Source organism: Alteromonas sp. ABH4_452, from assembly GCF_056311825.1.
The window spans coordinates 3,380,787-3,398,467 of record NZ_CM149973.1 but is presented as its reverse complement, the minus strand read 5'-3'; the positions used below and the strand labels follow the sequence as shown (position 1 = coordinate 3,398,467).

16 protein-coding genes and 9 tRNA genes are annotated in these 17,681 nt (G+C 42.8%); 14 read left to right on the top strand and 11 right to left on the bottom strand.

From position 1 onward, the window contains the following. Positions 1-17: 17 nt before the first annotated feature. Positions 18-986, top strand: a complete 969-nt coding sequence (moaA, locus tag ACYX4N_RS14590) for a GTP 3',8-cyclase MoaA (RefSeq protein ID WP_476054531.1) — start codon at positions 18-20, stop codon at positions 984-986. A 125-nt stretch (positions 987-1,111) separates the two neighbouring features. Then, positions 1,112-1,639: a GNAT family N-acetyltransferase gene (locus ACYX4N_RS14585; RefSeq protein ID WP_476054530.1), complete on the top strand. Its 528-nt coding sequence runs from the start codon at positions 1,112-1,114 to the stop codon at positions 1,637-1,639. Between the two features lie 38 nt (positions 1,640-1,677). On the opposite strand, the gene ACYX4N_RS14580 is transcribed toward ACYX4N_RS14585, so the two are convergent. The 6 genes from ACYX4N_RS14580 to ACYX4N_RS14555 all read right to left on the bottom strand — a co-directional run bounded on the left by ACYX4N_RS14580 (position 1,678) and on the right by ACYX4N_RS14555 (position 5,025). Then, positions 1,678-3,300, bottom strand: a complete 1,623-nt coding sequence (locus ACYX4N_RS14580; RefSeq protein ID WP_476054529.1) for a response regulator — start codon at positions 3,298-3,300, stop codon at positions 1,678-1,680. Positions 3,301-3,650: 350 nt separating this feature from the next. Next, positions 3,651-3,726 (bottom strand) — tRNA-Val (locus ACYX4N_RS14575). A gap of 36 nt (positions 3,727-3,762) precedes the next feature. Next, positions 3,763-3,838 (bottom strand) — tRNA-Val (locus tag ACYX4N_RS14570). Between the two features lie 36 nt (positions 3,839-3,874). Further along, positions 3,875-3,950, bottom strand: a tRNA-Val gene (locus tag ACYX4N_RS14565). Positions 3,951-3,986: 36 nt separating this feature from the next. Further along, a tRNA-Val gene (locus tag ACYX4N_RS14560) sits at positions 3,987-4,062 on the bottom strand. A 459-nt stretch (positions 4,063-4,521) separates the two neighbouring features. Further along, positions 4,522-5,025, bottom strand: a complete 504-nt coding sequence (locus ACYX4N_RS14555) for a hypothetical protein (RefSeq protein ID WP_476054528.1) — start codon at positions 5,023-5,025, stop codon at positions 4,522-4,524. A gap of 389 nt (positions 5,026-5,414) precedes the next feature. Between ACYX4N_RS14555 and gltX the strand changes: the two genes are divergently transcribed. The 10 genes from gltX (at position 5,415) to dusC (ending at position 10,863) form a co-directional block, all read left to right on the top strand. Then, a complete protein-coding gene (gene gltX, locus ACYX4N_RS14550; protein ID WP_474807771.1) occupies positions 5,415-6,824 on the top strand; it encodes a glutamate--tRNA ligase in 1,410 nt (469 codons plus the stop codon). Between the two features lie 85 nt (positions 6,825-6,909). Beyond that, a tRNA-Ala gene (locus ACYX4N_RS14545) sits at positions 6,910-6,985 on the top strand. 91 nt (positions 6,986-7,076) lie between these two features. Further along, a tRNA-Glu gene (locus tag ACYX4N_RS14540) sits at positions 7,077-7,152 on the top strand. A 157-nt stretch (positions 7,153-7,309) separates the two neighbouring features. Next, positions 7,310-7,385 (top strand) — tRNA-Glu (locus tag ACYX4N_RS14535). 157 nt (positions 7,386-7,542) lie between these two features. Continuing rightward, positions 7,543-7,618 (top strand) — tRNA-Glu (locus ACYX4N_RS14530). Between the two features lie 151 nt (positions 7,619-7,769). Next, a tRNA-Glu gene (locus tag ACYX4N_RS14525) sits at positions 7,770-7,845 on the top strand. A 414-nt stretch (positions 7,846-8,259) separates the two neighbouring features. After that, on the top strand, positions 8,260-9,165 hold the full coding sequence (locus ACYX4N_RS14520; RefSeq protein WP_476054527.1) for a M14 family metallopeptidase: 906 nt from the start codon (positions 8,260-8,262) through the stop codon (positions 9,163-9,165). A gap of 59 nt (positions 9,166-9,224) precedes the next feature. Further along, positions 9,225-9,446 (top strand): hypothetical protein, encoded by a 222-nt coding sequence (locus ACYX4N_RS14515; protein ID WP_476054526.1) that lies wholly within the window; start codon positions 9,225-9,227, stop codon positions 9,444-9,446. Continuing rightward, complete coding sequence (locus ACYX4N_RS14510) at positions 9,443-9,616, top strand: DUF1289 domain-containing protein (RefSeq protein ID WP_474830753.1); 174 nt, start codon at positions 9,443-9,445, stop codon at positions 9,614-9,616. Before ACYX4N_RS14515 ends, ACYX4N_RS14510 begins: the two co-directional genes overlap by 4 nt. A 308-nt stretch (positions 9,617-9,924) precedes the next feature. After that, the gene (gene dusC / locus ACYX4N_RS14505) at positions 9,925-10,863 is read left to right on the top strand and encodes a tRNA dihydrouridine(16) synthase DusC (RefSeq protein WP_476054525.1); all 939 of its coding nucleotides are present in this window, start codon (positions 9,925-9,927) and stop codon (positions 10,861-10,863) included. 26 nt (positions 10,864-10,889) lie between these two features. Here dusC and ACYX4N_RS14500 read toward each other — a convergent pair whose 3' ends face one another. The 3 genes from ACYX4N_RS14500 to ACYX4N_RS14490 form a co-directional block, all read right to left on the bottom strand. After that, a complete protein-coding gene (locus tag ACYX4N_RS14500) occupies positions 10,890-11,864 on the bottom strand; it encodes a transposase (RefSeq protein WP_474807763.1) in 975 nt (324 codons plus the stop codon). Positions 11,865-12,134: 270 nt separating this feature from the next. Then, the gene (locus ACYX4N_RS14495; protein WP_476054524.1) at positions 12,135-12,317 is read right to left on the bottom strand and encodes a hypothetical protein; all 183 of its coding nucleotides are present in this window, start codon (positions 12,315-12,317) and stop codon (positions 12,135-12,137) included. Between the two features lie 46 nt (positions 12,318-12,363). Beyond that, positions 12,364-13,020 carry an arylesterase gene (locus ACYX4N_RS14490; RefSeq protein ID WP_476054523.1) on the bottom strand — a complete coding sequence of 219 codons (657 nt, stop codon included), beginning with the start codon at positions 13,018-13,020 and terminating at the stop codon, positions 12,364-12,366. A gap of 16 nt (positions 13,021-13,036) precedes the next feature. On the opposite strand from ACYX4N_RS14490, the gene ACYX4N_RS14485 reads away from it, so the two are divergent. Together ACYX4N_RS14485 and ACYX4N_RS14480 are read left to right on the top strand one after the other, a co-directional pair. Continuing rightward, complete coding sequence (locus ACYX4N_RS14485; protein WP_474807758.1) at positions 13,037-13,735, top strand: ABC transporter ATP-binding protein; 699 nt, start codon at positions 13,037-13,039, stop codon at positions 13,733-13,735. Further along, positions 13,736-16,258 (top strand): ABC transporter permease, encoded by a 2,523-nt coding sequence (locus tag ACYX4N_RS14480; RefSeq protein WP_476054522.1) that lies wholly within the window; start codon positions 13,736-13,738, stop codon positions 16,256-16,258. Between the two features lie 124 nt (positions 16,259-16,382). On the opposite strand, the gene ACYX4N_RS14475 is transcribed toward ACYX4N_RS14480, so the two are convergent. Both ACYX4N_RS14475 and folX read right to left on the bottom strand, forming a co-directional pair. After that, complete coding sequence (locus tag ACYX4N_RS14475; RefSeq protein ID WP_476054521.1) at positions 16,383-17,279, bottom strand: TIGR01777 family oxidoreductase; 897 nt, start codon at positions 17,277-17,279, stop codon at positions 16,383-16,385. A gap of 22 nt (positions 17,280-17,301) precedes the next feature. After that, on the bottom strand, positions 17,302-17,670 hold the full coding sequence (folX, locus tag ACYX4N_RS14470; RefSeq protein ID WP_118489729.1) for a dihydroneopterin triphosphate 2'-epimerase: 369 nt from the start codon (positions 17,668-17,670) through the stop codon (positions 17,302-17,304). Positions 17,671-17,681: the final 11 nt, after the last annotated feature.

Genomic DNA, 17,681 nt, shown 5'->3' with positions numbered 1-17,681 from the left:
AGGATTAAGGAGTTAGTTTGTTAGAAGATAGTTTCGGTAGACAGTTTCACTATTTACGTTTGTCAGTGACCGAAGCGTGCAACTTTCGCTGTCAGTACTGTTTGCCAGATGGGTACGAAGGCCCGTCGAGCGATCAGTTTATGACAATAAGTGAAATTGATACCTTGCTAAAAGCGTTTGCTCAGCTAGGTACTTCAAAAGTGCGTCTAACAGGTGGTGAGCCAACGCTGCGAAGAGACTTTCTTGATATCTTACAACTAACCAGTAATACCCCGGGTATAGAGCGTGTTGCGATGACGACACACGGTGCGCGAATGGAAAAATTTGCCCACCAGTGGAAAGATGCAGGCTTAGATCAAGTAAACGTCAGTATCGACAGTTTAGACCCACGGCAATTCGCCGCTATAACAGGGCAGGACAAGCTAAAAGCTGTACTGCGAGGGTTGGATGCAGCCATTGATGCTGACCTTGATGTAAAAGTTAACTCTGTTTTACTTAACGACTTTTCTGATAGCCGTCTACATCGATTCCTTGCTTGGCTTAAAGATATGCCGGTGACGCTCCGTTTTATCGAGTTAATGGAAACGGGCGATTTAAACCAATTTTTCAATAAACAACATCAAAGCGGTTCACCATTAAAAACTACCCTGTTAGATATGGGGTGGCAGCCGTTATTGCGTAGGAAGGATGCTGGACCAGCGCAAGAGTTCTATCACCCAGACTATGCGGGCAAGATTGGTTTGATTATGCCGTACAGCAAGGACTTTTGTAAAACTTGCAATCGTCTTCGTGTCTCCGCGCCAGGTAAGTTACATCTGTGCTTGTTCAGTGAAAACGGTATAGATATGAGGCATCTCCTTGCAAATGGTAATGTAGATGAAGTGGTGGCTTTCCTACAAGATGTACTGGGACAAAAGCACGAAACCCATTATCTACATGAAGGAAAAACAGGGGCCACAAAGCATCTGGCTATGCTAGGAGGCTAGAAAATTCCTACATTAAGGGAAAATGTAGGCAAAATTAAAAGCATCGAATAAGTTTGGTTTGTTGTAAGAATAAGCTATATTCAGCGATGAAAGTATATTAAAAATAATAATGATAAAGGAAGTATATGCATATCAAGGACAGTGCGCGTCTCTCCTACCACTATATCACCGATAAAGACGCCGATTTTTTATGGGAGCTCGACCAAGACGAGCTTGTCATGAAGTATATCAATGGTGGTAAAAAATCCTCTAAAGAAGACATTCGCGATATTTTTGTTCCTCGCTTCCAAGCTTATTCCAACCCTGCTTTGGGGTGGGGGCTCTGGCGCGTAGAGACGCTAGCTGAAAAAGAAAGTATAGGGTGGATTTTGGTTCGTCCTTTTGGCTTTTTTACCCAACATCCTGAAAGTGACAATATGGAATTAGGCTGGCGCTTTAAACGTCAGACCTGGGGCAAGGGGTACGCCACCGAGGCTGCTCAAGCAATAAAAAGCGCCTTGTATGATATTGGTGTAGAAAAGTTTTCGGCAATTGCTAACCCTGAAAACAGTGCGTCTATCAATATCATGAAAAAGCTAGGCATGACATTCAGTCATGAGCTTGAATACAAAGACAAACTGTATCATGAAACAGTGGTAGTATATTCAAACTAGTATAGTGCGTTATTAAATTAAAGAACGTATTGGTAAAATCACTTGTTCTTCAATATGTTCTTCACGCTCTGGTAGCGTGCCTGTTGGTCTTCAGATAGGGCTGTTGTTTCAAGAGTCTCTCTGCATTTGTTAATTGCAGCTACTGTGTCAGGAAGCATAGGCGCGTTTGCTTTTCTCGCTCTAATAATGGCTTGAAGATAGTTCAGTGCAATTGAGGGGTTTTTAGGCATAACACGAAACGCCTGAGCGAAGGTGGTATAAGATTGCTCCAAATTACCTCGTTTATACTGGGCGACAGCTGAGTTGTTGAGTGTTTTAGGGCTTAATGTAATTGCTTCTTTTTCTTCTTTTTCCTGCTTTAAATACGTCGCCATTAGGTTTAATTCATCAGCGCTTTCTTCCTGCCTTGATGAAATCGCATCTAAGATTGCAATAGACTCTTTTTTAAGTCCAACCTCATGCAACGCTTTGGCTCTATCGAGTAATGCTTCTGTGGAGTGATGTTGAGCGTGGTCTGTGTGAAAGTCTGACAGTAGCATCTGTGCTTTCACCGTGTCATCTTTTAGATAGTGAAGTCGGGCATCGATCACTGTTAATTCGTCATTTACCGCTGCTTTTGGGTGGGCTTTTTTCAGCTGACGTAAATATTCATTAGTTTGTTTAACAATGCTGTTTACGTGTTCAGGCTCAGACGTCATTGCGAAATCAACACCGGCTCTTGCTGCAGTTAGATAAATATCTGGTTTATCGTAGATAGAGTTTTTCGCATAGCGTACTACTTTCTTCGCACTGTTAAACTGGCTTTCGTAATCGTGTGTGATACGAGCGAGGTTTATCGCTCTCTGATGCCGAGGGATATTCTGAGGAGAAATATTGCATGCTAGCGCTGTGCACTCTAGCGCATCATCAAACGCTGCCTGTTTAATTTGTAGTTTGGCGAGTAAGTCGTATGCGTCTAATGCAGCATCAGGGCGCATCGCCAGTTGGATGATTTCTCTTTCTGCATCATCAAGCTCATTGAGTGCCAAAAGGCTTTTCGCAATTCCCATTTGAGCCCAGCTAAAATCTTGGATGTTTATTATCGACTCAAAGAAGGCCAAAGCTTCCTGGAATCTCTCTGTGATAATAAACAAATCACCTTTAATCTTCATTGCTAGAGGAAAGTGTTCGGCATGCTCGGGTTGTAACAAGAAATGCTCGATTTCGGCGAGTGCCTTTTCATAGTTCTGTTTGTCCATGAATGAGTAAACATTTTCAAGAGCCTTTTTCCTTGCTAGAACGCGCGAAAGCCGACGGTCTAATTCGTTAACGGAAAACGGCTTAGCAATGAATTCATCTGGTTGCAGTTCGATAATTGCGTGGACGACTTCTGCTGATGTGTCTGCGCTAGTGAAGATAAATGCGCTGGTGAGCGGCAGTGAGTGAGACTCATTGAGTTGCTCTAGTAAAAAGTACCCGCCTTGTTCTGAACGTAAGTTATACGAGCAAATGATGGCGTCATAGGTGTGTTCTTGTAGCGCTGACAGAGCATGAGAGGGCCTATCAACATAGTCCATATTCCTAAAACCTAGCTGCTCAAGGGCATAGTGCATATGGCTTTTTGCCAGCACCTGATCTTCGGCAATTAACAACTTAGTATTTCTAGCTAAGTGTAGCTTCATTAAAGGGTAGCCTTTAGGACGTTATGGAACTCACCATACCACGATAATTATTTTTAAAGTATAGCTCGTCAGTGAGACTATCGCACAGTTAAGGTAATTCGTAGTGAATATAGACAGCAGGAATTTCGTTGTGAATAGGGTGGTTAAGTGATTGGTACGATTTTGGAAGGTGCAATATTTGGCAGAGCTAAGTGGTAAGTGTAAGTGACAGCATTGCTGAAGTAGTTTTTTACAAGTGATTGATTTTGTTTAGAATGTGAATTGCTTTTGCACTATCTAGGTGAAGATAAAATGATAGTATTACATTATAAGATGTGAATTCGTTGAATTTTAAGAATACTTAAAGAAGATGGTGGACGCTACTGGGCTTGAACCAGTGACCCTCGCCTTGTAAGGGCGATGCTCTCCCAACTGAGCTAAGCGTCCATATTTTGATTTCACTATTTAGCCACTGTGAGAAAGTGGTGGACGCTACTGGGCTTGAACCAGTGACCCTCGCCTTGTAAGGGCGATGCTCTCCCAACTGAGCTAAGCGTCCGTATTTTGATTTCACTGTTTAGCCACTGTGAGGAAGTGGTGGACGCTACTGGGCTTGAACCAGTGACCCTCGCCTTGTAAGGGCGATGCTCTCCCAACTGAGCTAAGCGTCCATATTTTGATTTCACTATTTAGCCACTGTGAAGAAGTGGTGGACGCTACTGGGCTTGAACCAGTGACCCTCGCCTTGTAAGGGCGATGCTCTCCCAACTGAGCTAAGCGTCCATATTTTGTAAAACCTTGCCTAAGCAAGTGGGGCGGTATTATAGAGTCGGTTCCGTTAGTGTCAACAATAAAATTAAAGAAAAATGACTGTGTGCCCGAAATTTAGCCACTCTGACTGTATCTTAACTAAAATGATGAAAAGAACAGCGTTTTTTAATGTCGTTTTGAATTTTTTTATATCCAAAAACTGCACGGTGCGTTTCTTCGAACTGGTAAGAAGTGGACAGACACTTGCTTCCTCTTCAGATTTTAGTGGACAGACACTTATTCAGCTCGACCAAAAGAAGTGAACGCGGAAGTGCGATGTTTTAATGGACAGACACTTAAACCAACCTAATAGAGTGCTTGTGTAAAAGAGACAGCTCTTTTTGGACAGTCACTTTCTTATTGAGGAAAGTGTTTACCCCTACTGTTACGTAAGCGTGCAGTAATTACCACATTCAGATGTCATTCTTACTCTTATGACTCAGTGTAGGTTAAATACCAGTTATTTGATAAGTGGATATCATACGTTACTATATCATCTCTAGACTTTAATGATTTTATAGCGTTCTTTTTCACGCCATGAATTGTCTTATCATAGATTATGGGGTGGCGAACATTATGTCTGTATTTATAGCTATAGCCGCTACCAGCAAAGCCTAAGACATCTCTAACCAAAGTAATTGTACAAATCTGATTTTCCGGTTTCACGACTATTTGAATTATATTCATTTTATTCAGTAAGCGAGCCAATCCACCGTTTTCCAGGTCACCCGGTGTAGCTCTTAATGTTGGGATTTTCTCAACATCTTGGCAAACAATATCTTCGATTTTTTCAAATACTAAAGTGTTGTCATAAAACTCATTAATGTACTTTTCCTCTAAGTCGCGGGGAGGAAGTAAAAGAAAAATAAAAACTATCCATAAAACAACTAATAAAATAAGTTTCTTTATATTTTGTCCTTGACCAAAGAACCGCAATATTGTGAGGGTTTTTAAACCATTCTTTGAAAACTAAAACAGCTGTTACAAACTCTACTCAACTAACAAAATTGGAGAGGAAAGGGGACAGACACTTAAACCAACCTAATTGAGTGCTTTTATAAAAGAGATTGCTCTTTTTGGGCAGCCACTTTCTTATTGAAGAAAGTGTTTACCCTACAGTTACTCGAAAAGTTGATTATAGATTTATCTAAGTGTGTGTCCATTGCAGCAAGAATGGATATAGAAGGAATAAGCTTGAAGGTAAGTGACTGTCCACTTTCTTCTCCTCTTTTACATTGTTCTATTCTCAACTTACTTTTGAAGTAGCGCGTAGACTGGTAGAATGCGCCCATCTTTAGAAATACTATTAACAATAGAGAGTGACCATGTCGGTTGTTACACGATTTGCACCCAGCCCAACAGGCTATCTTCACGTTGGTGGCGCACGAACTGCGCTTTATTCTTGGCTTCTTGCGAAAAGCAAAGGCGGTGAGTTTGTTCTTCGTATTGAAGATACAGATATCGAGCGTTCAACTGAAGAAGCTAAGCAGGCTATTTTAGACGGTATGCAATGGTTAGGTTTAACTTGGGACACAGGCCCTATCTATCAAACTGAGCGTTTTGATAGATATAAAGAACTTATCCAGCAGCTTTTGGATGAAGGTAAAGCGTATAAATGCTTTATGAGCTCTGAAGAGCTAGATGCAATTCGTGAGGCGCAAAAAGAGCGCGGTGAAAAGCCTCGTTATCCTGGCACATGGAGAGACAGAACGGACCACCCTGAAGGTGAACCGTTTGTTATTCGCTTCAAAAACCCTTTAGAAGGCAAAGTTGTTATTAACGATCATGTTCGCGGAAAAATTGAGATTAGCAATACAGAGCTAGACGATCTCATTATTCAGCGCACTGATGGCACGCCTACCTATAACTTCTGTGTAGTTGTAGATGATTGGGACATGGGGATTACCCATGTAGTGCGTGGTGAAGACCATATAAACAACACGCCACGCCAAATCAATATACTTGAAGCCCTTAATGCGCCAGTTCCAGAGTACGCTCACGTTTCTATGATCTTGGGTGATGACGGCAAAAAGTTATCAAAGCGACATGGTGCGGTAAGTGTAATGCAGTATCGTGATGACGGCTTCCTACCACAAGCGGTGCTTAACTATCTTGTTAGGTTGGGCTGGTCTCACGGCGACCAAGAAGTTTTCTCTGTCGACGAGATGATTGAGAAATTTAGTTTGGATGCCATAGGGCAGTCTGCGTCGGCATTTAATACAGAAAAACTAATCTGGTTAAATCAGCATTACATAAAGACGTTGCCAGCAAGTGAGGTTGCCTCACATGCTAAATGGCATTTCGAACAGCTAAATGTTGATTTAACAACAGGTCCAGCGCTTGAATCTATTATTGCTATTCAAGCGGATAGAGTTAAAACGCTTAAAGAGTTAGCAGAGATTTCCACTTACTTTTACCAAGACTACGAAGATTTCGATGCGAACGCAGCGAAAAAACATCTTCGCCCAGTCGCTCGAGGTCCATTAGAGCTTGCTAAAGATAAATTAATGGCAATTGAAGAGTGGAACCCAGAAAATATTCAAGCTGCTATTAATAGCACGGCTGAAGAACTGGAAGTAGGTATGGGTAAAGTAGGCATGCCGCTGCGTGTAGCTGTGACAGGTGGCGGTAATTCACCGTCTCTAGATATCACGTTGAATCTTATCTCAAAAGAGAAAATTGGCGAGAGAATCGACAAAGCGCTTACTTTTATAGCAAACAGAGAAAATTCATAAAAAAAGCGTTGACATGACAGAGGGGGATGCCTAGAATGCGCCCCGCTGTCACGGAACAGTCACACAAAATGACTGGTACCATGATGGGGCCATAGCTCAGCTGGGAGAGCGCCTGCATGGCATGCAGGAGGTCGGCGGTTCGATCCCGCCTGGCTCCACCAAGTCACATTGAGTTGTGGTTTGATATAGGCTGAAGTTGTTAAAACAACTTCGGACTGAAATTTCAAAGCTTTAGCTTCGAAAAAGAATTCAGTCCCCTTCGTCTAGAGGCCTAGGACACCGCCCTTTCACGGCGGTAACAGGGGTTCGAATCCCCTAGGGGACGCCATTTTATCGCGTCACAGTCGATTAAAACTGTGAAATAGGCTGGAGTTGTTAATTCAACTTCTGACTGAAAGTTTCGGTAAGGAAAGGTAGCTCAGTTCGCTGGCTCACTTCGCCTTACTGAAAATCTCGAAAGCAGAGCTTTCGAAAGAAGATTTTCAGTCCCCTTCGTCTAGAGGCCTAGGACACCGCCCTTTCACGGCGGTAACAGGGGTTCGAATCCCCTAGGGGACGCCATTTTATCGCGTCACAGTCGATTAAAACTGTGAAATAGGCTGGAGTTGTTAATTCAACTTCTGACTGAAAGTTTCGGTAAGGAAAGGTCGCTCAGTTCGCTGGCTCACTTCGCCTTACTGAAAATCTCGAAAGCAGAGCTTTCGAAAGAAGATTTTCAGTCCCCTTCGTCTAGAGGCCTAGGACACCGCCCTTTCACGGCGGTAACAGGGGTTCGAATCCCCTAGGGGACGCCATTTTATCGCGTCACGGTCGATTAAAACTGTGAAATAGGCTGGAGTTGATAATTCAACTTCTGACTGAAAGTTTCGGTAGGAGTAAGATTGTTTATTGCATTCTTGAGCTTACAGAAATTTAGTGAAATGTATCTTCACTAGCAAAGTTTCAGTCCCCTTCGTCTAGAGGCCTAGGACACCGCCCTTTCACGGCGGTAACAGGGGTTCGAATCCCCTAGGGGACGCCATATCGAAAAAACCAGCCATCCGGCTGGTTTTTTTGTTTTTGTCTCCAGAAACTTTGTGGACAGACACTTCTATACTTCCTAAACCACCAGCCGTTTTTAATTGCTAGTGAATTGCCAATGGACAGTCACTTTTATACTTCCTTAACAATCAACCGCTTTCAATTGCCAGCGGACAGTCACTTACATTTTCGTCCTTAATAAATGACTATCCAAGTATTACTAACTCAACCTTTCATGCTTACTCTAGGGTGAACTAATCCTTTGCAAAGCAAAGCCAACATATCCTTGAGCAACTAGTTTTTTAGGATACGAAGTGTAAAGATCTTATGTCACAGTTGTCGATTAATCTCTTGTAGAGTAGATACGTAAGCTTGCTGAGCTGTTATGATCTCTTAAATACAAAAGAGGTGTTATATGCAGAATTATCCAATTGGGACTCCGGGTGAGCCATGGAGCGAGAAAGAGAAATCGCAGTGGAAATCTCAACAGACTGTGAAAAGAAGTTACCAAGAAGAAGTACTCGACAAACTTTTCAATATTATTCCTGAAGGCTTTGAACTAAAGCAGTATGGTTCTCTCCCATACGATTCTGAACGCTACCCATTATATGCAGTAGTTCCAAATAACTTTGATACTAAAAAGCCTACAGCGCTTGTTACGGGTGGAGTTCACGGTTATGAAACGAGTGGCGTGCAGGGCGCACTTCAGTTTATTAACACAAAGCTGTCTCAGTACGCAGAGCAAATAAACATTGTAGTTGTTCCATGTGTAAGCCCTTGGGGTTACGAGACGATAAATCGATGGAATCCAATGGCGCTAGATCCAAATCGCTCGTTTTACAGCGACTCTCCGGCACCAGAATCCGCTCAGCTTATGCAGTTAGTGTCTGATCTAGCGTTGTCGCTAACGCTTCATATCGATTTACACGAAACTACCGATACAGATAACACTGAATTCAGACCGGCGCTGGCCGCACGGGATGGCGTAACCCACGAAAATTGGAATATACCTGACGGTTTCTATACGGTCGCAAACACGCCAAATCCACAAATAGAGTTTCAAAAAGCTGTAATCGATGCGGTGAAGAGAGTGACGCATATCGCTCCTGCAGACGATAGCGGCAAGATTATTGGAGCAGATGTAGTGAGTGAAGGTGTTATCTGCTATTACAAAAAGGCTTTGTTTCTATGTGGCGGTATGACAGATGCCAAATACGTTACAACAACGGAAGTATATCCCGATAGTGATAACGCGACACCTGAAAACTGTAACGACGCTCAGGTAGCTGCCATCTGCGCAGCACTCGATTACTCGAAATAGACGCTTGAACGTTTAGACGTCCAGATGTATATTTAAGCCTCTTTCAAAGGAGGCTTTTTGTGTTTACTTATTCTGCGGTTATTTACGACGGTAAAAAACAAAATTTAGTGCGATATGAATGTAGGACAGACACTGAGTTTGCTTCATATCTTGAATCGCGTTTTGGTTGCCATGTCTGTTTATGGTCAAATAAAGAACTGTCGGAAAACACAATGGCGGCTATTGCTGCTTCGCATGCACAAAGTAAAAATGAAGGTTTAGATAAAACAAACGCTTTATGAACTCAACATCACCGTGTATCGCCTTGTGTAAATTGAATGAAGATGAAATATGCGTTGGATGCAAACGTACTATTGATGAAATCGTAAAATGGCGGACATACACCGATAACCAAAAGCTGGCCGTTATAGCTCGTCTAGAGAGCATAAGGAAGGATACTACTTCCCAATAGTATGATAATGAAAAACTATAAGTTGATGTTGTAATTCAAATAAGAAACCGCTTTATAACAGCCCTTTTTTTTAGTGGACAGACACTCAAGCTTTAACTTAGCACTTTAGCCGAAAATCCCCACGACTTAGATAGTTTCGTAGATAGACACTTACTCATCAATAGCACAATCCATTCAACAGTGTTCTTAGTCCAATAAAACGGACAGTCACAAAGTTGATAAACTGAGCACCAAATCCTGGCTGAAATTAACGCTTTTTGCTACACTCCCGCGCCAATTTTATGTTCTAGTAACACGAGACGTTTATAATGAAAGTAATGCTTGCCCCTATGGAGGGCGTTGTCGATCACTTAATGAGAGATATGCTCACTCGTGTTGGTGGCTTCGACCAGTGTGTTACTGAGTTCGTAAGGGTTGTTGACCAAAAACTGCCGAAGAAAACGTTTTATAGACTTTGCCCGGAGCTACACAACGGTGGCAAAACGCCCTCAGGCGTACCAGTAAGAGTTCAATTGCTAGGGCAACATCCACAATGGCTCGCAGAGAATGCACAAACTGCAATAGAACTGGGGTCCCCAGGTGTTGATCTGAACTTCGGTTGCCCTGCTAAGACGGTCAACAAAAGTAAGGGCGGGGCAGTATTGTTGAAGGAGACGCAAACCCTTTACGATATTGTGAAAGCGGTTAGGGAGGCCGTTCCTGCTGATATCCCGGTTTCAGCCAAAATCAGGCTGGGCTTTGAGGATAAGTCTTTAGCTATTGATAATGCTATTGCAATTACTGAAGCAGGAGCCTCTGAGCTTGTTGTTCATGCAAGAACAAAAACAGAAGGCTATAAGCCACCGGCTTACTGGAAGTGGATAGCGAAAATTAAGCAGCACACTGATATCCCCATTGTAGCAAATGGTGAAATTTGGAACGCTGACGACGCTAAGCGCTGTCAAAGTCAATCAGAGTGTACTAATCTAATGATAGGACGAGGTGCATTGGCAATGCCCAATTTGGCGCTGAGTATTAAAAAGGGCGTAGCACCTATGCCATGGTCTGAACTGGCAGCGTTGTTGATACAGTACTCTGGCTACGAAATTTTTGGGGACAAGGGCAAATATTACCCCAACCGAATTAAGCAATGGTGCGGCTATCTGAAAAGACAATACCCTGAAGCTGAAGTTCTATTTAATGACATAAGACGTCTCACGAACTCTCAAGACATCGTCGACGTCCTTGCTCGTCAAGCGGATATTTAGTCAAATAATTTCGTTACTTTACCGACTCAAGATAAATATTTCTGAGCATTAGAAACATTGGGGCGACATGCTCTTTGACAACACTTAGCAAAATTCTCCATCATTTCTGGGCAGCCAACAGGGCCGGTAAAGAGGGCTTCGAAGTTACTGGTCACTAATTGCCAGTTTTCTTTTGTCATCCCAAGTTTATTGAGCAATTTATTTGGAAGCTTAGGAACTCTGCAGGCGTTGCTATTCCGCTCTACGTTCAACGTATCAGTAATAAGCTGCAAGTAATCTGTAAAAGCAAAAGGCAAACTCTCAGCTAGCTTTTTCTCACTGTCATTAAAGGGCATCAAAAACTTAGGTATTTTGTTCGAGCGCTTAGCATTTAAGCGGTATTGAATACTGGTGTAATGGGAGTTGCTGAGTGTCTTCGCTATTTTCGCCCTAATGGGGTTCAAATCAACATACGCCATTACACTTGCTAGCGCTTTTTCATCTAATATTGCTTGAGATCTAAACCTTCTTTCCCAGAAATAGCCTTTACATTCATCTTCTTTATTAGCTTTGCGCGCTATGTATTCATTTAACATGCGCATAAACCAGCTTATGCTTTGAAGTCGCTCTCGATATATGACAGATAGCGACTTCAATTCTTCTCGCTCTTCTGTTGTAACTGAATCAAAATTTTCTAGGTATCGCTGTACTAGGGGAGGGCATTTGTAAAACATTCTCCACCTAAGCAATACTTCATCCATAGTCCAGCCATCAGCTCTACCCTTAGCGATATGGAGTACAACATGAATATGGTTGTGCATTACAGCGTAAGCGCATAAATCAATGGCAAAAGCTTGTGATAGCTTGTGAAGCCTATCTTGAATCCATTTTCTTCTATGTTCGTAGTTTATGCCCGTACGTGAATCACGACCACACAAATAAGACTGCCTTACGCAGCGAGAAATACAATGGTAGTAAGGCGTGACATCGGTGTTAATTTGTTTGTAACGAGGTAAAGGCATATCCGTATCCCATAGTTATTTGTAAGTATTATGAGATTTATAGCGTTAAATTTAAGTGGTCTTTGGAACAGTTTTGTTGATGTTAGCGATTAGCTGACTCCAAAAAGGACTTCCTGGATTATTTTTTCGAACGGAAGTTATGCATTAGTTGAGGAGGATGGTCATGGACAGACACTTAAATTTAATAGTGCGTGAGAAAAAGGACAGACACTCTTTGGCTAGCAAGCGTCTGTCCTTTATAAGTCTTCGTTATAAGATTTTTTAGGAGAGCTATACAAAAACATCTACTCTTGAACCCACTCGTCCATCATTAGTGCTCGATGTCTGTTGTGTACTCTGGGGCTGAGTCTCGCGACTTTCTTGCACACTACGTGACTCCGCTTGCTGAGCAGGTCGCTGAGGCGATTCTAAGATAGTAGAAACGGGCGTCGAATTAACAGATGAAACATCCATAAACAAACCTCATGTTGGAGCAAATTATCGTTTAAAGATAGCACATTTATTGAGCATTAAGAATTAAACTTCTTAAGTGTCTGTCCATAAAATTAGCGATCAACGGTTGTGCCTCGGCATTTGGGTGAATGCCATCGGTTTGCATTAAGCTTTTATTTAGCGCTATGTCTGCAAGAAAAAAGGGAATCTTTTGAACATCCTGAGCTTCCGCTACTTTATTGAAGTTTTGAGTAAACATTTGCGTGTAGCGTTTGCCGTAATTAGAAGGAATTTGCATTTCTTGTAGAAATACTACGGCATTACTATCCTTTGCAACACTTACCAGCGAATCTAAATTATCCCTAATCTTACCGATATTATGCCCCTGAAGGCCGTCATTACCGCCCAGTTCAATCAATACATGGGTAGGGTTGTGTTGCTCTAATAAACGGGGAAATCGCGCTAAACCACCGTCAGTGGTCTCTCCGCTTACCGCAGCATTTACAATATCAATCGGAATGTTGTCGTCTTGCCACATCTTTTGTAACAAACTGACCCATCCCTGATGTTGCTGTAATCCATAAGCCGCGGATAGACTATCTCCTAAGATTAGTAAAACCGCATTTTCGCTAGTGTCGCTCTGCTCCGCTTGATCTGATAGCGCTTGAAACGGTATTAAAAGAATAAGTAAAAAAGCGAACAAATAACGAAATTTAACAAACACGAATTGATGACCTCTTATGATAAAAGCTAATGCTGTAACCAAAGTAGTGGATACGAGTGAAGGTTCACTCCAGATCCTTCGTCCTATTTCTTTTGAAGTCAAGTCTGGTGAGTCCGTTGCCATTATTGGCGCGTCCGGTTCAGGTAAGTCAACCCTTTTGGGGTTATTGGCAGGGCTCGATCAAGTTACAGAAGGAGAAATTCTTCTAGATAACGAAGCACTTCATAGCATGAACGAAGAAGAGCGCGCTATTTTAAGAGGAAATAAAGTGGGCTTTATCTTTCAAAGCTTTATGTTAGTTCAAAGCTTAACAGCGCTTGAAAACGTTATGTTGCCCGCAGAAATTGCAGGCCTTGATAACCCAAAAACGCTTGCTCTTGATATTCTTGAACAGGTTGGTTTAAAGCATCGCGCGCATCACTTCCCTAACCAGTTATCGGGAGGCGAGCAGCAGCGTGTTGCCATAGCGCGTGCCTTTATCACTTCACCTAAAATACTTTTCGCCGATGAGCCTACCGGTAACCTAGACGCTAAAAATAGTGAAAAAATAGAAGCACTTCTTTTTAAAATGAACAGAGAAAAAGGCACGACTCTCGTCCTTGTTACCCACGATAATGAGCTTGCAGAACATTGTGATAGGCAACTCACCATGAATGCGGGAGAGCTTGTTGAAACAACCGGCGCGAACACAGTAGACAATAGAGAGGCAGTGTAGATGTCGACGTCTTTTAATTTAGGTTGGCGGCTTTTCAAGCATGAGGCTAGGCGCGGCGAACTTACCATTATATTGCTGGCTATTGTGTTATCTGTAGCAGCCGTGTTGTCGCTGTCGCTTTTTAGTGAGCGCTTGCAAGGTGCGCTTAAGTCTCGCTCTGCTGCGTTTATTGCAGCAGATGCACAGCTTCGCTCAGACGACCCTATAAACGAAGATTGGTTAGCTAGGGCACAAGAAGAAGGGCTCGCGACAGCAAAGCAAGTGGCGACACGCTCAATGGTATTTAAAGGCGATGAGATGTCGCTTGTCGATTTACGAGCGGTGAACAACGCTTATCCGCTGAAAGGGACAGTCAATATTACCGATCAGCCTTTCGGTGAAAAGCGCGCTACTTCAGAATTGCCTCAGCCAGGTGAAGCTTGGGTACAGTCTCGACTTTTTCAGGGTTTAAGGCTTTCTATTGGCGATAATATCGAAATTGGCGATGGCACTTTTACCGTTACCCATGTGTTGGTAGATATTCCCGATGCTGGCTTTAGCGTGTTTAATACTGACCCTATTGCGCTAATTAACTTAAACGACTTGGAAAAAACTGCGATAACCGGGCCAGGGAGTCGCGCTCGTTATGTGGGCTTTTTTGCCGGTGATGCGGGTGATATAGAAAACTTCAATACTTGGTTATTGCCCCAATTAAATGACGACTTACACTCGTGGCGGACAGTCGAAGATGACGAGTCAGCGATAGGGCGCTCTGTCGCAAGTGCTGAGCGCTATTTTCTGTTAGCGAGTTTGTTAGCAATAGTATTAGCGGCCGTTTCCATTGCCGTTGCTGCTCAGCGTTATGCTCAACGTCACTTTGATCCCGTAGCAATAATGAAGACCTTGGGTGCAACAAGCAGCACTATCCGAAAAGTCTATTTATTCCAAATTTTATTCATTACTGGGCTTGGTATATTTATCGGCCTTGTTATTGGTTTTATCGGTCAGCAAGTGGTGGTTTCACTTGTAGCGGACAGAGTGGATGTATCTCTTGACGTGTGGCATTGGCGACCACTTTTAATTGCCGTTGCTACAGGCGCTACGTGTGCATTGCTCTTTTCCTTATATCCGCTTTTGCAGCTATTTTCAGTTCCCCCGCTTCGCGTATTAAGAAAGGACATATCAGCGAATTTACGTTCCAGAAGCATTCAGTTCGTGGCATCAGGTGGTGCGATATTTTTATTGATGTGGATGTATAGCCGCGATTTAAAAATTAGCGCTATTCTTTTCGTTTCCGGCGCTGCGTTGGTGCTCGGATTACTTGGTGCTACGTATATCTTAATTGCAGTAGGTCGCAAGCTGGGCAGTGGCAGAATGGGGGCGTGGCAGTTGGCATGGGCTCGTATCAAGCGCCGTGCGATGGACAACAGTGTGCAGCTAATTAGCTTCTCAGTCACGATAATGCTGCTTCTAGTAGTGCTTGTAATGCGAAATGACATGGTTTCGCAATGGCGTTCGCAACTACCCGAAGGTACACCAAACTACTTCTTAATAAATATTACTCCGGACATACAGCCAGAGTTGGACAGACACTTCGCTGATAATAGCATAAGTATCGAAGAGTTTTATCCTGTTATCCGAGGGCGATTCGTTTCGGTAAACGGGGAAGGAGTAAACACTGAAGTCTCTAAAGAAGATGAGCCAAATCGAGAAGGCCGAAGAGGCCTAGGTAGAGAAGCGAACCTGACGTGGAGTAATTCGTTACAAAAAGAAAACGAGATTATTGAAGGGAATTGGCATGGAAATGTGGAGACACAATACAGCGAAGGATGGTTCCCCGTTTCTGTTGAAGAAGGTGTTGCTGAAAGATTAAATATTGAAATGGGAGATAGGCTTACTTTTAATGTGGGAAGCGAAATTGTTGAAACGAAAGTAACGAGTATTCGTACCGTTAACTGGCAGACCATGCAGCCCAATTTCTTTTTCGTTATTCACCCCGATGCGATGGCCGCGTTCAGCCCAACGTATATCACTAGTTTTTATCTGCCCACTGATAGGAAGGCTGAGTTAACGAACCTGTTAAAGCCGTTTGCGTCGATCACAATGTTTGATGTTGACGCTCGAATAAACCAGCTTCGAGAGATTGTGGACCAGGTTTCTATTGCCGTTGAGTTCATTTTGGTACTGGTTTTGATGGCGGGAAGTCTAGTATTGATTGCTCAGGTACAGGCGAGTATGGATGAACGTAAACAGGAAATAGCCATACTTCGCACGCTTGGTGCTAAGGGTGGTTTAATAAGGAAAAGCGTAATTTTTGAGTTTGTTATCATTGGTATAGTCGCAGGCTTTATGGCTGCAATGGCCAACGAATTAAGTCTGTACTTACTGCAAACCACAGTTTTTCAAATGGAAGCGAGTTTGCATCCTGAGTACTGGGCTATAGCACCAAGCGTAGGCGCTATTGTTGTGGGCATATTAGGTGCGTTTGGTTGCTATCGACTGCTTACACTTAATACTGGTCAGATGCTAAGGAATATGGTTTGAGTCTACATTTATGGTTCGGACAGGCACTTTATTAAGTAAAGGTGAAAAGTAAGGCGAGTGGGCAAACACTCTCTTTTTAAATTGAGTGTCTGTCCACAATCCCCAAGAACTATCGACTATAAAATCAGTCGCTGTAGATCTCGTTCAACGCCTCGTCAATAGAAGGGTGCTCAAATTTGAAGCCGGCGGTAGTGAGCTTTTTAGGAATGACCCGCTGTCCTTCTAATATCATCTTTGATGACTCGCCCATTGCTATTTTCATAACGAAGCTAGGTACGTTGAAGAGGCAAGGGCGACCCAGAATTTTCGCAAGGGTTTTAGAAAACACCTGGTTCGTAACAGGTTCCGGAGCAGTTAAATTAAACTCACCGGTACAAGCGCAATCTTCTAACAAAAAGCAGATAGCACGAACCATGTCCCGTAAGTGGATCCAAGCCAAGTACTGAGTTCCGCTACCTAGTGTTCCTCCGGCCCCTAATTTGAACGGTAGTGCCATTTTTCCAAGCGCTCCGCCTTTCGCAGTAAGCACCACGCCAGTACGAAGCGTAACCACACGAGTTTTCGTTTGATCTACGCCTTGAGCAATAGCTTCCCATTTTGCGCATAAATCATGGGTGAACTCATGGTGAGGAGAGGTATCTTCGGTAACAAGCCTGTCACCTTGGCTGCCGTAGTAACCAATTGCAGAACCAGATAGGAAAACTGATGGTGGTGTTTCACAGCTGTTTATTTTAGATACTAATTCAGCAGTAATCTCCCAACGGCTGTCGCAAATCCTTTTCTTTTGAGTGTCTGTCCAGCGTTTGTCGGCGATAGGTTCACCGGCTAAATTAATAACAGCATAGAAGTTCTCGAAGTTTTTTATCGAAGCGATGCTTTCTACAATATCAACGCGATTACCTAATTTATCCTTTGCCTTTTCAATATCGCGAGAAATCACAGTGAATGAGTGCTTATCTGAATATTGACGAATGAATTCGCTTCCTATCAGCCCTGTTCCACCGGTCAAAAGAATGTTCACAATTAACTCCTTGAGGTATGACCTATCCCGACTTATTACAAGACAGCGTCAACGACACGGAATCAGAAAATCTAAGAGCGTGTGGTTTATCAACTTCAACCTCCGCGTAACGTACCGAAGAATGTTCCGACGCAATACTTAACACATCTGCGGTAAGCTTTTCTAAAAGGGAGAAACGGTTGTCTTCGACGAGTTTAATAATTGCTTTGGTAATCGTTTTATAGTTTAACGCGTCACTCATATCGTCAGTGTTTGTCGCCTTTTCAGCGTCATAATCAATTTTCACGTTAACAACAACGTCCTGCTTGTTTTTTATCTCATCTTCATTGATGCCAATGTATGTGCGTAGTCTTAAGTTTTTAATTTTAATAGTGGCAAGATTAAAGTTCATTGAAGTCTCTT

Bases quoted from the DNA above. Each gene is read 5' to 3' on its own strand.
- ACYX4N_RS14510 (WP_474830753.1), top strand. From the start codon at position 9,443: ATGAACTCAACATCACCGTGTATCGCCTTGTGTAAATTGAATGAAGAT.
- ACYX4N_RS14485 (WP_474807758.1), top strand. From the start codon at position 13,037: ATGATAAAAGCTAATGCTGTAACCAAAGTAGTGGATACGAGTGAAGGT.
- ACYX4N_RS14585 (WP_476054530.1), top strand. From the start codon at position 1,112: ATGCATATCAAGGACAGTGCGCGTCTCTCCTACCACTATATCACCGAT.
- folX (WP_118489729.1), bottom strand. From the start codon at position 17,670: ATGAACTTTAATCTTGCCACTATTAAAATTAAAAACTTAAGACTACGC.
- ACYX4N_RS14480 (WP_476054522.1), top strand. From the start codon at position 13,736: ATGTCGACGTCTTTTAATTTAGGTTGGCGGCTTTTCAAGCATGAGGCT.
- ACYX4N_RS14495 (WP_476054524.1), bottom strand. From the start codon at position 12,317: ATGGATGTTTCATCTGTTAATTCGACGCCCGTTTCTACTATCTTAGAA.
- ACYX4N_RS14520 (WP_476054527.1), top strand. From the start codon at position 8,260: ATGCAGAATTATCCAATTGGGACTCCGGGTGAGCCATGGAGCGAGAAA.
- ACYX4N_RS14500 (WP_474807763.1), bottom strand. From the start codon at position 11,864: ATGCCTTTACCTCGTTACAAACAAATTAACACCGATGTCACGCCTTAC.
- gltX (WP_474807771.1), top strand. From the start codon at position 5,415: ATGTCGGTTGTTACACGATTTGCACCCAGCCCAACAGGCTATCTTCAC.
- dusC (WP_476054525.1), top strand. From the start codon at position 9,925: ATGAAAGTAATGCTTGCCCCTATGGAGGGCGTTGTCGATCACTTAATG.
- ACYX4N_RS14580 (WP_476054529.1), bottom strand. From the start codon at position 3,300: ATGAAGCTACACTTAGCTAGAAATACTAAGTTGTTAATTGCCGAAGAT.